The 12,080-nt window shown below is 71.5% G+C and carries 11 protein-coding genes; 6 read left to right on the top strand and 5 right to left on the bottom strand.

The features are described 5' to 3' along the window. Positions 1-50: 50 nt before the first annotated feature. Positions 51-983 carry an SCO2400 family protein gene (locus ACWGDX_RS30150; RefSeq protein ID WP_453630646.1) on the bottom strand — a complete coding sequence of 311 codons (933 nt, stop codon included), beginning with the start codon at positions 981-983 and terminating at the stop codon, positions 51-53. 285 nt (positions 984-1,268) lie between these two features. Here ACWGDX_RS30150 and ACWGDX_RS30145 point away from each other — a divergent pair, with 285 nt between their 5' ends. The 5 genes from ACWGDX_RS30145 to ACWGDX_RS30125 all read left to right on the top strand — a co-directional run bounded on the left by ACWGDX_RS30145 (position 1,269) and on the right by ACWGDX_RS30125 (position 5,973). After that, the gene (locus ACWGDX_RS30145; protein ID WP_453630644.1) at positions 1,269-1,520 is read left to right on the top strand and encodes a macro domain-containing protein; all 252 of its coding nucleotides are present in this window, start codon (positions 1,269-1,271) and stop codon (positions 1,518-1,520) included. A 113-nt stretch (positions 1,521-1,633) separates the two neighbouring features. Beyond that, positions 1,634-2,434, top strand: a complete 801-nt coding sequence (locus ACWGDX_RS30140; protein ID WP_453630642.1) for a response regulator transcription factor — start codon at positions 1,634-1,636, stop codon at positions 2,432-2,434. Further along, on the top strand, positions 2,421-4,571 hold the full coding sequence (locus ACWGDX_RS30135) for a sensor histidine kinase (RefSeq protein ID WP_453630640.1): 2,151 nt from the start codon (positions 2,421-2,423) through the stop codon (positions 4,569-4,571). Before ACWGDX_RS30140 ends, ACWGDX_RS30135 begins: the two co-directional genes overlap by 14 nt. Before the next feature lie 101 nt (positions 4,572-4,672). Then, a complete protein-coding gene (locus tag ACWGDX_RS30130) occupies positions 4,673-5,089 on the top strand; it encodes a hypothetical protein (protein ID WP_453630638.1) in 417 nt (138 codons plus the stop codon). 218 nt (positions 5,090-5,307) lie between these two features. Continuing rightward, entirely contained in the window at positions 5,308-5,973 is a 666-nt protein-coding gene (locus ACWGDX_RS30125) for a class F sortase (RefSeq protein WP_453630636.1), read from the top strand. Positions 5,974-5,977: 4 nt separating this feature from the next. Here the strand turns inward: ACWGDX_RS30125 and ACWGDX_RS30120 are convergent, their stop codons facing one another. The 4 genes from ACWGDX_RS30120 to ACWGDX_RS30105 all read right to left on the bottom strand — a co-directional run bounded on the left by ACWGDX_RS30120 (position 5,978) and on the right by ACWGDX_RS30105 (position 9,195). Beyond that, positions 5,978-6,316 (bottom strand): MerR family transcriptional regulator, encoded by a 339-nt coding sequence (locus tag ACWGDX_RS30120; protein WP_453630634.1) that lies wholly within the window; start codon positions 6,314-6,316, stop codon positions 5,978-5,980. 206 nt (positions 6,317-6,522) lie between these two features. After that, positions 6,523-6,831, bottom strand: coding sequence for an SCO5918 family protein (locus ACWGDX_RS30115; protein WP_453630632.1), 309 nt, complete (start codon positions 6,829-6,831; stop codon positions 6,523-6,525). 245 nt (positions 6,832-7,076) lie between these two features. Further along, a complete protein-coding gene (locus ACWGDX_RS30110; RefSeq protein ID WP_453630630.1) occupies positions 7,077-8,636 on the bottom strand; it encodes a DEAD/DEAH box helicase in 1,560 nt (519 codons plus the stop codon). Between the two features lie 355 nt (positions 8,637-8,991). Further along, positions 8,992-9,195: a cold-shock protein gene (locus ACWGDX_RS30105; RefSeq protein WP_453630628.1), complete on the bottom strand. Its 204-nt coding sequence runs from the start codon at positions 9,193-9,195 to the stop codon at positions 8,992-8,994. Between the two features lie 440 nt (positions 9,196-9,635). Between ACWGDX_RS30105 and ACWGDX_RS30100 the strand changes: the two genes are divergently transcribed. Then, positions 9,636-11,939: an esterase-like activity of phytase family protein gene (locus tag ACWGDX_RS30100; protein WP_453630626.1), complete on the top strand. Its 2,304-nt coding sequence runs from the start codon at positions 9,636-9,638 to the stop codon at positions 11,937-11,939. Positions 11,940-12,080 lie beyond the last annotated feature (141 nt).

The following is a 12,080-nucleotide window of genomic DNA, read 5'->3' as shown; positions in this document are numbered from 1 at the left end:
GATCCCTGGAATCGGTCAGCGGGTCGGGGAGCCGGGCCCGGCCGGGGCGGTCAGCCGACGCAGAGGACGAGCAGGCAGATGCGGTCCGGTGACTCCGTGGAGGGCGCGGGGTCGGTGGGTGGTGTGTCCGCCGTGGCGTTGTCGGTGGGGGAGGACGGGGCGGCGGGCGGCGGCGTGGTCGTCTGCTGGGGCGCCGGGTCGGTGGTGGGGGTGCCGGCGGTCGCCGCGGGTGTGGTGCCCGGCTCCGGGTTCGTCGTCGCGGTGGGGCGGGTGGCGGTGGTGGTCCGGCGCGGACTCTTCGTCGTGGTACTGGCCAGCACGGTGGTGGCCCTGCGCGGTGGGCCGGTGATCGCGGACGGCTGACCGTCCGTGCCGGAGTCCCGCGGATCGCGGGTGCGAGGCCGTACGGACGACGAGTCGGTGTCGGTGGCGTCCGCCAGGGTCGTGGCCGTGGCTTTCGGCTCCGGCGTCGAGGACGCCTGCGCGTCGTGGCCGGTGGAAGGACGGGACGGCAGCACGGCGAGGGTCAGACCGCCCCCGACGAGTGCGACGGTGGACGCGACCGCGGCCCGGCGTCGCTGTTTCTTCCAGCGTGCCAGCTGGCGGCGCCGGGCGGCGCGGCCCTCCGGCGCGGGGGCGGTGTGCGCGGAGCCGCTCGGCGGCCCGGCGTCCGGCACGGCGGGCGCACCCTCCGTCGCGGCCTCGGACACCTCGCCGGGGCCGGACGGCCCGGCGTCGAGGTGAGGCGCGTCGGCATAGTCCGTCAGAGCCGTGATCAGGGCAGAGGCCGGGACCGGGGCAGAGGCCGGGACCGGGGCCGGGGGTTCCGGCGTGCGCCATGGGTCCACCGCCGTCACGGTCGTCAGCGCGGTGTTGCGGTGGAGTTGATGGCCGGGAGGGGCGATGTCCGGGGCGTACGCGCCGCACCCGGGGCATACGAGAGCACCGTTGAGCGTCCGACGGCACGAGGAGCAGTAGTCCATCCGCGATCTTCCTGTGCTGGCTGCGCCACCAGGGACTCCGGCGACCTGTTCACGTTCGCACTCAGGATCGAGCGGGCAACAACGTAACGGCACCTGCGGGAGGTCGTGCGTCGACCGTGTGTTGCTCTCGCGAAGATTGTTCGCCGACGGAGGAGTACCTCCGGCTGTGCGCGCGGATCGATACGGCCCTGGGCGCCCCTGAGCCCGGATCGGCGGGGGCGGGGGTTGCGCCGGGGGCGGGGGATACGGAGGGTGCGGCAGCGGGTGTGCTGGGGTTGGCGACGGATGCCGTGCGGTGGTGTCGCGATCGCCAGTGTGCAGGGCCAGCTGCTGCACCGGCTCTACGACGGCGACCACCGGCTGCTCGACCGCGAGTTGCGCAAGGCGCGGCGCGACGCCCCCAGGAAGGTCGAGGCCCGGGACATCAAGCGGTACGGCAAACTCACCCGCCACCCGGTCGGTACGGTCGCGGTGCTCCATATGAACCAGCTCGACGAGACGCTTCAGACCGCTCTCTCCTCGACACCGACGCCCTGACCCGCTGCCCGCGTCCGATGCCCAGCGTCCGCCGCCGCATGCGCTGCCCGCGTCACTGCCGTATGCGCTGCCGCGTCCGCCGGCCCGAGACCGCGCTCGCTACGATCGTCGGCGTGTGCGCGAACATCATGGTCGCCGAAGACGACGTGAAGCAGGCCGAACTGGTGCGCCGTTATCTGGAGCACGAGGGACACACGGTCACGGTCGTCGAGGACGGCCGTGCGGCTCTTGAGGAGGTCCGGCACAGAGAACCCGACCTCCTCGTCCTCGATGTGATGATGCCCCGGGCCGACGGCCTCGACGTGGTGCGGATCCTGCGTGCCGAGTCCCGGGAGGTGCTGGTGCTGATGCTGACGGCCCGCAGTACCGAGGACGATCTGCTGCTCGGACTGGATCTCGGCGCCGACGACTACATGACCAAGCCGTTCAGCCCTCGTGAGCTGATGGCCCGGGTCCGTACGCTGCTGCGCCGCAACCGGCGCCCCGCCGGTCCCGCCTCCGGCGGACTCATATCCGCCCCCGGCGCCGTCCCCGGTCCCGCCCCCGCACCGAGCCCCGGTCCCGTGCCCGCCGCCGTCGAGGACGAGGTGCTGTCGGTGGGCACGCTCACGGTCGATCCGGCCCGGCACGAGGTGTCGGTCGGAGGGCTGCCGGTGGTGTGCACGCCCGGCGAGTTCCGTATCCTCGCCGCGATGGCGGCGGAGCCCGACCGGGTCTTCACCCGGCAGCGACTCCTGGAGGAACTGCACGGCTTCGACAAGTACATCAGCGACCGCACCGTCGATGTGCACATCATGCATCTGCGCAAGAAGATCGAGCGCGCACCGGCACGGCCGGTCCGGCTGCTCACCGTGTTCGGCGTCGGCTACAAGCTGACGGACCCCGCGAAGGGCGCACGCCATGCTCCGTCCTGACGAGCGGACACGGCCGCCGCTCCGCAAGAGCCTGCTCGGCCGGCTGCTGACCGTGTCGGTGCTGGTGGCCTCGTGCTCGGTCGCCGCCACGGCCTGGCTCGCGGTGCAGACGACCTCCGGCGCGATCCGCCAGGAGCAGGGGCAGAACCTCAGCTCCGACGCCAAGATCTACAACACCCTGCTGGGTTACGCGGCCACCCACCCCGGCTGGGAGGGCGTCGACGGCACCGTACGGGAACTGGCCCGGCAGTCCCAGCGCCGGATCGCGCTGACCACCCAGGACCGGCGGCCGCTCTTCGACTCCGCCGACGACCCGTCGGCCGCCGCTTCCGCCGGAGCCTCTTCCGGGAGCCCTGCCGCGGCCTCCTCCGGTCCTTCGTCCGCCGCCCCGCTGCCGACGCAGGCCTCGGCGGTCGTCGACCCGCTGTCCGTCGACACCCTCCTGGTGCCCGATGCCCCCTCCGCCGGCGCGGACCGCGTCGATCCGCGTGCCGTGGGGCCGTTCCTGCTGCCGACGAAGGAACGTGCCAGTCTGCGGCAGGCCACCGCCAGGAGCGTGGAGTGCCTCAACAGGGCGGGCATCGCCGCGGATGTGGTCGAGAGCCCGAGCGGGCGGCCCCATGTCCAGTTCGTGAGCGACGACACCGACCGCTCCATGGAACTCAAATGCCTGACGGGCGAGTCGAGCAGCCCCACCACGACCGAGAAGAAGGCCCTCCACGCGCTCAACCAACTGGCCGACGCCTGTCTGAAGCGCCAGGGACGTACGGGCGTGAAACTGAATCTGGACCTGTCCTGGGACCGGGGATACGGACAGGATGCCGCGGACCCCGGCCTACCGGTCACGCGCCCCGTGTCCGGGGGCGCCATCAGCGAGGACGTCCCCAGCGAGGCCGCCATCAGCAAGGCCGGCCTCAGCAAGGAGGAGGCGGCCGCGAGAAGAGTGGCCGCCGCCCGAGCGTACGAGGACAAGGTGACGGCGGCTGCCCGGGGCACGGGCACCCGCCCCGTGCCCGTGGTCCGCGACAGCGGGTACGACCGGGCCATCGCCTCCTGCGTCGGCAGCGCCCGCCGCGAACAGCTCTCGGCCTATGTCGCCGCGCCCGCACTGCTGTTCATCGACGACCCCGGCGCCGCCGGCGTGCCCGGGTTCGATCTCTCACCGGCGAACACCGCACGTATCGTCGGGGTCACGGCCCTCGTCCTCGCCCTCACCGTCGGCGCCTCGGTGATCGCCGGAGCCCGGCTCGTACGCCCGCTGCACGCGCTGACCGGCGCCGCGCAGCGGATGCGGGACGGCTTGGACTCCGCGCCCGTGCCGGTCGGTCCGGACAATGAGATCGGACGGCTGGCGGCGGCCTTCAACGACATGGCCGTACACCGCGCGCGGCTGGAGGAACAGCGCAAGGTGATGGTCAGCGATGTCGCGCACGAGCTGCGTACCCCGCTGAGCAATATCCGCGGCTGGCTGGAGGCGGCGCAGGACGGTCTGGCCGAGCCGGATCCGGCGTTCGTCTCCTCGCTCCTGGAGGAAGCGGTGCAGCTCCAGCACATCATCGACGATCTCCAGGACCTGGGGGCGGCCGACGCGGGTGCGCTGCGCCTCCACCTGGGGCCGGTGCACGCCGCCGATCTCCTCGGCCAGGTCGCCGCGGCACACCAGGGTCTGGCCGAGACCGCGGGCGTCACCCTGACGGTCTCCGGGACGCCGTCCGATCCCCTTCGGCGGCCGCCCGGTTCCGGTCAACCGCCGCTGCACGCCGACCCGGTCCGGCTGCGCCAGGCCGTCAGCAATCTGGTGTCCAACGCGGTACGCCACACTCCGCCCGGTGGCAGGGTGACGCTGCGCTCGTACGTCACCGGCTCCGGCGACCAGGTGGCCCTGGAGGTGGCCGACACCGGCAGCGGTATCCCGGCGGACGACGTCCCCCATGTGTTCGACCGCTTCTGGCGGGCCGAGAAGTCCCGCAACCGGAGCACCGGCGGCAGCGGCCTCGGCCTGGCGATCGTCCTCAAGCTGGCCGAGGCCCACGGCGGCACGGTGAGCGTGGAGAGCACCGAGGGGCGGGGCTCGGTCTTCACCGTGCGGCTGCCGGCCGGGCCCTCCGGCCCTGATGCGATGACCATGACGTCCTGACAGCTTCTTCACAAGTGGTCGCCAGTCTTGAGTCCTGCCCGGAACCTGGTGCGACTCTGCATCCAGGTATCACCAAGGCCGGGCTGGAACTGGAGCCTCACATGCCCCGCCACAACCGCCTGCGTCTCGCTGTCCTGACCGCCGTCGCGGCCGGCACGCTGCTCGTCCCGGTCTCCGCGGCCGTCGCCTCCGACAAGACCCCGGCGCCGTCGGCACCGGCGTCGGTGACCGAACAGCCGACCGAGGCCGACAAGGACGCCGAACGGAAGAAGGCCGAGGACGCCAAGAGGGCCGGGATCTCGGAGGACCTCTCGCCCGAGGAGATCAGGAAGGCCGAAGCCGCGAAGGCCGCGTCCATCGGCAATGCCCCGCGGGGCGGTGTCGACGCGGGCGAGGCGCCGGCGGCCGGCGACACCGGTGTCACCACCCTCATCGGCTCGGCCACGGGCGCTCTGCTGCTCGCGGGCGCCGGCACCTTCGTACTGCGCCGCCGCTCCGCCGGGCGACGTGACATCTGACCGGCACAACGTCCGACCGGTACAAAAGCTGACTCGGCACAACGTCTGACCGGTACAACGGCTGACTCGGCACAACAGCTGACTCGGCACAACGGTGGCGCCGCCCTTCGCCGGGCGGCGCCACCGCGTCTTCACCCGGTCCAGCCCAGTCCAATCCAGCTCAGCCCAGCTCAGCCCAGCCCAGTCCTGTCCTGACCAGTTCTGCTCCGGAGCCCGCTGTGTCCCCTGCGCACCACCCCGTACGGCGCTTCGGCACCCCGCCGGCCCTTTCCCGTCTCGCCCTCGTCGTACCCGTGGTCCTCACCGTGCTCACCGGCTGCTCGTCGGCCCCCGGCCCGGCTGTCCCGGCCTCTGCCGCCTCTGCCGCCGCCGTCGGCACCGCCTCGCCCGGCACCACTTCGGCCGCCGCCCTCCCGCCCGGCGTTCCGGAGGCCGAGCGGCCCGCGGCTCCTACCGAGGTCGCCATTCCCTCGATCGGGGTCACCAGCGCCCTGCTGGAGCTGGGTCTCAACGCGGACGGAACCGTCGAGGTACCGCCGGCCGAGAAGGGCATGACCGCGGGCTGGTACACCGGCGGCGCCGTGCCCGGTGAGGCCGGTGCCGCCGTCATCATCGGCCACAACGACACCCGCTACGGCAAGGCCGTCTTCCACGACCTCAAGAAGATCGCCAGGGGCGCGGACATCACCGTCACCAACGACCGGGGAGAATCGGCGCACTTCACCGTCACGGGCACCGAGAGCGTCGACAAGGACTCCTTCCCCACCGAGAAGGTCTACGGTCCGACCGGGGATCACGCCCTGCGGCTGATCACCTGCGACGGCGACTTCGACGCCCAGGGACACCCGGTCAACAACCTCATCGTCTACGCGACGCTGGACTGACCCCTCAGCGGGACCTGTCGTCCGGCGGGGCCGCGGCGCGGCGGAACTCGGCGTTGATGCGCTGGGCTTCTTCGAGCTGGTCCTCAAGGATGACGATGCGGCAGGCGGCCTCGACGGGGGTGCCCTGATCGACGAGTTCCCGCGCACGGGCCGCGATCCGCAACTGGTAGCGGGAATAGCGGCGATGACCGCCCTCGGACCGGAGCGGTGTGATCAGACGGGCCTCTCCGATGGCGCGGAGAAAACCGGGCGTGGTGCCGAGCAGTTCGGCCGCCCGGCCCATCGTGTAGGCGGGGTAGTCGTCGTCGTCCAGCCGGCCGCCGAGTGAATCATCCGCTGTCATCCGCACCTCTTCCCGGGAACGCGTCGAGGGGCCCGGCGCCGTACAGCACCAGGGCCCCGAAGGAAATTGAACACCATCCGCATCCGGGCACACGCGACGAGGGCCCGACCGGCGCGCGCCGGTCGGGCCCTCATCGCTGTTCTGCTGTCGGCCCACGCTCTCTCCGACAGATCCTGGGCCCTGGGCCCCCTCCGGCCGCCCCGGGGTCAGACGGTACCGGTGCCGAGCATCGCGGACGCCTTCTGGAGCGAGGTGAGAGGGCGCGCGGGCGCGGCGGCCTCGGGAAGACCGCGGCAGGTGAAGCCGAGGAGCGTCATGGCCCGGATGACTTCGCCGGCGCTGAAGTCACGGCGGTCCTGGCGGGTGATGACCTGGCCCACCTGCATGGCGGGGTACTGGCGGCGGCCGATGATCACGGACTCGCCCACCACCGGCTCGGGCTTGACGGTCTTCATCGATTCCAGCACCCCGCTCTTGGTCAGATCGAACGGGAATCGGGCGATGACACAGCGCATGATGCCTCACAGGGAGCAGCAGGGAGGAGCACGGAGAAGCAGGGGAGAAGAGATCCGCCGGACAGGGCCTAGGGCGTGTTTCGAAAGTAGCGCCGTCCGCCCGGAGGGCGGGGCCTGCGGCGTCTGGTGCGTGCGATCGCAAGGCGGAGGATCGTTCTCGTACTGGACGTACTTGGACGACTCCGACAACGCGGCGAGCGTGCGTGCCAGGCGTCGCGGGTCAGGCGGGACTTTCGAAACACGCCCTAGGCCGCCGCGTCGAAGGTGGAACGGCGCTCGGGCGCGCGCCGCGCGGAACCGCCGCGGCGCCTGCCCCGGGAGGTTCCGGCGCTCCGCTTGGGGCGTTCGACCACCGGGGAGGTGATGACGACCGGGACGCCCGACGGGGTACGGGCGCCGGTGATGCGGGTCAGGGCCTCTTCGCCCGAGCGCACCTGGGTGATCTGCGGGCGGATTCCCGCGTCCGCCATGAGGCGGTCCATGTCACGGCGCTGGTTCGGGGTGACCAGGGTGACGACGCTGCCGGACTCCCCGGCCCGCGCGGTACGGCCGCCGCGGTGGAGGTAGTCCTTGTGGTCGGTGGGCGGGTCCACATTGACGACGAGTTCCAGATTGTCGACGTGGATGCCGCGCGCCGCGACGTTGGTGGCCACCAGCACGGTCACGTGCCCGGTCTTGAACCGCGCCAGGGTACGGGTGCGCTGCGGCTGGGACTTGCCGCCGTGCAGGGCGGCCGCCCGTACACCGTTGCTCAGCAGGTGCTCGGTCAGCCGGTCGACGGCGTGCTTGGTGTCGAGGAACATGATCACCCGGCCGTCGCGGGCGGCGATCTCGGTCGTCGTCCGCAGTTTGTCGGCGCCGTGGACGTGGAGTACGTGGTGTTCCATCGTGGTGACCGCGCCCGCGGACGGGTCGACGGAGTGGACCACCGGGTCGGTCAGATAGCGGCGCACCAGCAGGTCGACATTGCGGTCCAGGGTGGCGGAGAACAGCATCCGCTGCCCGCCGGGACGAACCTGGTCGAGCAGTGCGGTGACCTGGGGCATGAAGCCCATGTCGGCCATCTGGTCGGCCTCGTCGAGGACCGTGATGGCGACCCCGTTCAGCCGGCAGTCGCCGCGGTCGATGAGGTCCTTGAGCCGGCCCGGGGTCGCGACGACGACCTCGGCCCCGGCGCGCAGCGCCCCGGCCTGCTTGCCGATCGACATCCCGCCCACCACCGTGGCCAGCCGGAGTTTCACCGAGCGGGCGTACGGGGCGAGGGCATCGGTGACCTGCTGCGCCAGCTCGCGCGTCGGTACGAGGACCAGGGCCAGCGGCTGACGCGGTTCGGCGCGCTGTCCTGCCGTACGGGCGAGCAGCGCGAGACCGAAGGCGAGCGTCTTGCCGGAGCCGGTCCGTCCGCGGCCCAGGGCGTCCCGGCCCGCGAGAGTGTTCGGCAGGGTCGCGCCCTGGATCGGGAACGGTACGGTCACGCCTTCGGCCTTCAGCGCGGCCAGCAGCTGTGCGGGCATGTCCAGATCGGCGAACGCCTCGACGGCGGGCAGCGCGGGCGTGATCGTCACGGGCAGGGCGAACTCCCCCTGCACCGCGGCGGGTCGGCGGCCGGAACCGCCGGAACGGCTCGGGCCGCCCGAACGGTTCGGAGCACCGGAACGGCTCGGGGCACCGGAACGGCTCGGAGCGCCGAAGCGGCTACCGCCCTTTCCGGAGCCGGAGCCGGAGCCGAAACCGGAGCCGGACCCGAAACCGGAGCCGCCCTTACGGGTGCGGCCGAAGCGGTCGTTCGTGCGTGTGCGGTTCATACGGAACCTTCCTCGACGCGGCACGTATCAAGGAATTCCCGGAGCGATGAACAGCACGGAGAATTGCGAGAATGAGCCGGGTGAAATGCGAAATCGAATGTGACCGGTGAAAATCCGGGGAGCCGGGTGAAGGGGCGGCGGCACGTCGGCCGCGCCGGCTCGGAACGGACTCGCGTCCGGAGCGTGGGGCGGAATGTCCGCCCGAAGAGGGAGGGCGTCCGGATCCCCGCCGGGAAATGACGCGCGGCGAGGCGGAGCGGCTCCACCCTGAAATGCGCGCGGCTGGGGCCCGCACCCCCAAGGATGCGGGCCCCAGCTGCGAAGTGCGCGTACGAGGTACGCGCCACGGTCGGCGTCAGGCGAGAACGATGTTCTCGGCCGTCGGGCCCTTCTGGCCCTGCGCGATGTCGAAGGTCACCTTCTGGCCTTCGAGCAGCTCGCGGAAGCCCTGGGCCGAGATGTTCGAGTAGTGGGCGAACACGTCGGGGCCGCCGTTCTCCTGCTCGATGAAGCCGAAGCCCTTTTCCGCGTTGAACCACTTGACGGTTCCAGCAGCCATGTCGAATCTCCTTCGGGGCAGTTCACCGGAACCCGCACCGTGCGGATTCCGCGTCGCCGCGATGATCGCCCCACCCGGAAAATGGCCGGAAATACAAAAGTGCTCTCACCGGCGTGGATACACGGGTGAGGGCACTTGAAGTTTTGGGAACCACAACTGCAACTGGGTTCGACAGTAGCACGCCGAGATCGGCGCCGCATGGCTGATTGTTCTGTTCTGCCTCTTGTATGAGATACCCTCACCCCGCCTTGCGCCGATTTCTCATCCCGCCGTCACAGATATTGACCCGCCCCGGGTGAAGTGTTTTCGCGGGGCCGGGCGCGCGGAGACGGCCGGGCGGCGTCGATGATCTTCGTCGGCTGTTCATCCGGACGCCGTTCCGTGCTCGCTCGCAGGTGGGACGATCCTGCCTCGACACACTGTCGTGCAACGGAGACAAGATGCCCCCGAAGAGAACCTACGCCGTGCTCGTAGCCGTAGCTGTCGCCGCCGGGACGCTGGCCGGCACGGGCGCGGCGAGCGCGCACCAGGACGCGAGGCGGCCGGTCGCCTTCGACCGCACCGCCACCTACCCGGTCTTCCAGAACCGGCCCGCCGGCGAGGACCCGGCCTCCCCGACCGTCGCCGAGATCTCGGCGGCCAGTGAGGACGGCCGGACCCTGGTCTACACCGACGCGCTGGCCCGGCGGATCGGCTTCCTCGACATCAGCAAGCCCGACAAGCCGCGAGGCCTCGGAACGCTGTCGCTCGCCGAACTCGGCGATGCCGAGGACGAGCCGACCTCGGTGGCCGTGGTCGGCCAGTACGTCCTGGTGGTGGTCAACACCAGCGCCGGCTACACCGGCCCTTCCGGCCGGCTCGACGTCATCTCGCTGCGCGACCGCCGGCGGGTGGCGACCTACGACCTCGGCGGCCAGCCCGACTCCATCGCGATCAGCAAGGACAAGCGGTACGCCGCCATCGCGATCGAGAACGAGCGCGACGAGGACGCGACCCCGCCCGGAGGCGAGGAGGGCGACCTGCCCCAGCTTCCGGCCGGCTTCGTGCAGATCGTCGACCTCAAGGGTGACTCGCCGAAGCAGTGGCGCACCCGGGCCGTGCCGCTGACCCAGGCGGACGGGAAGGCGCTGCCCGCCCTGGTCGCCGCCGGGATCACCGAGCCGACCGACCCGGAGCCGGAGTACGTCTCCGTCAACAGCCGCAACCAGCTCGTGGTGACCCTCCAGGAGAACAACGGCGTCGTCGTGCTGGACCTGCCCACGGGCAGGATCACCAAGGCCTTCAGCGCCGGTACGGCGTCGGTCGACGGCATCGACACGGTCGAGGACGGCACGATCTCCCTGACCGGCTCGATCACCGACGTACCGCGCGAGCCCGACTCGGTCGGCTGGATCGACGACCGCTACCTGGCGACCGCCAACGAGGGCGACTGGCGCGGCGGCACCCGTGGCTGGTCCATCTTCGACAGCCGTACCGGCAAGGTCGTCTGGGACGCGGGCAACAGCTTCGAGAGGCTCGCCGTACGGTACGGGCTGCACAACGAGGACCGCGCCGAGAACAAGGGCACCGAGCCGGAAGGCCTGGCGATCGCCGAGTTCGACGGGGTGCGCTACGCCTTCGTCGGCTCGGAGCGGTCCAACTTCGTCGCCGTCTACGATCTGAGCCGGCCCACCGCCCCGGTCTTCCGCCAGGTGCTGCCCGCCACCAACGGCCCCGAGGGGCTGCTGCCGATCCCGTCGCGCGATCTGCTCGCCGTCTCCAGCGAGGAGGACGACGCCTCGGCCAATGTGCGGGCCTCGGTGAGTCTGTTCCGTCTGGGCAAGGACACCCCCGCGTTCCCGAGCATCGTCTCGGCACCGGACGCCACCGGCGCGCCGATCGGCTGGGGCGCGCTCGGCGCGCTCTCCGCCGTACCCGGCACGTCCCACCAGCTCTACAGCGTCACCGACGCGGCGTACTCCACCACCCAGATCCTGACCATCGACACGGCGCGGCAGCCGGCGGTCATCACCCGCTCGCTGACCGTCAAGGGGACCGACGGCCGGCCGGTCGGCTATGACGCGGAGGGTGTCTACGCCCGGCCGCAGGGCGGCTTCTGGCTCGCGGTCGAGGGCACGACCGGCGCGGGCAACAAGCTGGTCCGGCTCGACAGGAGCGGCAAGACCCAGCAGGTCGTCCCGCTGCCGGCGGACGTCGCCGCGGGCCTCGCGGGCCAGGGCTTCGAAGGGGTCACCGCCACCACCGACCGCCGCGGTCACGAGGTCGTCTGGGCCACGCTCCAGCGTGAGGTCAAGACCGACCCGGCCGGGACCGTCCGGCTCGGCCGCTACGACGTCGAGGCCGGCACCTGGAGCTGGTACGGCTACCGGATCGGCAGCACCACCACCCCGGGCGACTGGATCGGCCTCTCCGAGATCACCGTGGTCGGCGACAAGCTCGCCGTCATCGAGCGGGACAAGCTGAACGGCCCGGCCGCCAAGATCAAGCGCGTGTACACGGTCGACCTGCCGAAGTCCGCGGCGCCGTCGGGTCCGCTGCGCGTACTGCCGAAGACGCTCGCCCACGACGTGCTGCCCGACCTGCGCGCCACGAACGGCTGGACCCAGGAGAAGCTGGAAGGGCTGACCGTGGCCGGTGACGGCGGGGTCTACGCCGTGACCGACAACGACGGTCTCGACAACGCCACCGGTGAGACGGTCCTGCTGCGCCTCGGCTCCAGCAAGAAGATCTTCGGGCGTCACTGATCCGCCGCTTACCCCCGGCTGATCACCCACCACTGGTCCACGCGGCGCTCACCGGCGCCGCCTCTGGACGACGGAACACCGACCGGCCCCCGGGGGAGCGCCGGCGGCCGTTCGCATGTCCGGGACCGGCCGGACTACGGC

Source organism: Streptomyces sp. NPDC055025 (genome assembly GCF_053608565.1).
The sequence above is the reverse complement of the archived record's forward strand: the minus strand, read 5'-3'. Positions and strand labels throughout refer to the sequence as shown.

Bases quoted from the DNA above. Each gene is read 5' to 3' on its own strand.
- ACWGDX_RS30150 (WP_453630646.1), bottom strand. From the start codon at position 983: ATGGACTACTGCTCCTCGTGCCGTCGGACGCTCAACGGTGCTCTCGTA.
- ACWGDX_RS30145 (WP_453630644.1), top strand. From the start codon at position 1,269: ATGCCGTGCGGTGGTGTCGCGATCGCCAGTGTGCAGGGCCAGCTGCTG.
- ACWGDX_RS30135 (WP_453630640.1), top strand. From the start codon at position 2,421: ATGCTCCGTCCTGACGAGCGGACACGGCCGCCGCTCCGCAAGAGCCTG.
- ACWGDX_RS30130 (WP_453630638.1), top strand. From the start codon at position 4,673: ATGCCCCGCCACAACCGCCTGCGTCTCGCTGTCCTGACCGCCGTCGCG.
- ACWGDX_RS30120 (WP_453630634.1), bottom strand. From the start codon at position 6,316: ATGACAGCGGATGATTCACTCGGCGGCCGGCTGGACGACGACGACTAC.
- ACWGDX_RS30115 (WP_453630632.1), bottom strand. From the start codon at position 6,831: ATGCGCTGTGTCATCGCCCGATTCCCGTTCGATCTGACCAAGAGCGGG.
- ACWGDX_RS30110 (WP_453630630.1), bottom strand. From the start codon at position 8,636: ATGAACCGCACACGCACGAACGACCGCTTCGGCCGCACCCGTAAGGGC.
- ACWGDX_RS30105 (WP_453630628.1), bottom strand. From the start codon at position 9,195: ATGGCTGCTGGAACCGTCAAGTGGTTCAACGCGGAAAAGGGCTTCGGC.
- ACWGDX_RS30100 (WP_453630626.1), top strand. From the start codon at position 9,636: ATGCCCCCGAAGAGAACCTACGCCGTGCTCGTAGCCGTAGCTGTCGCC.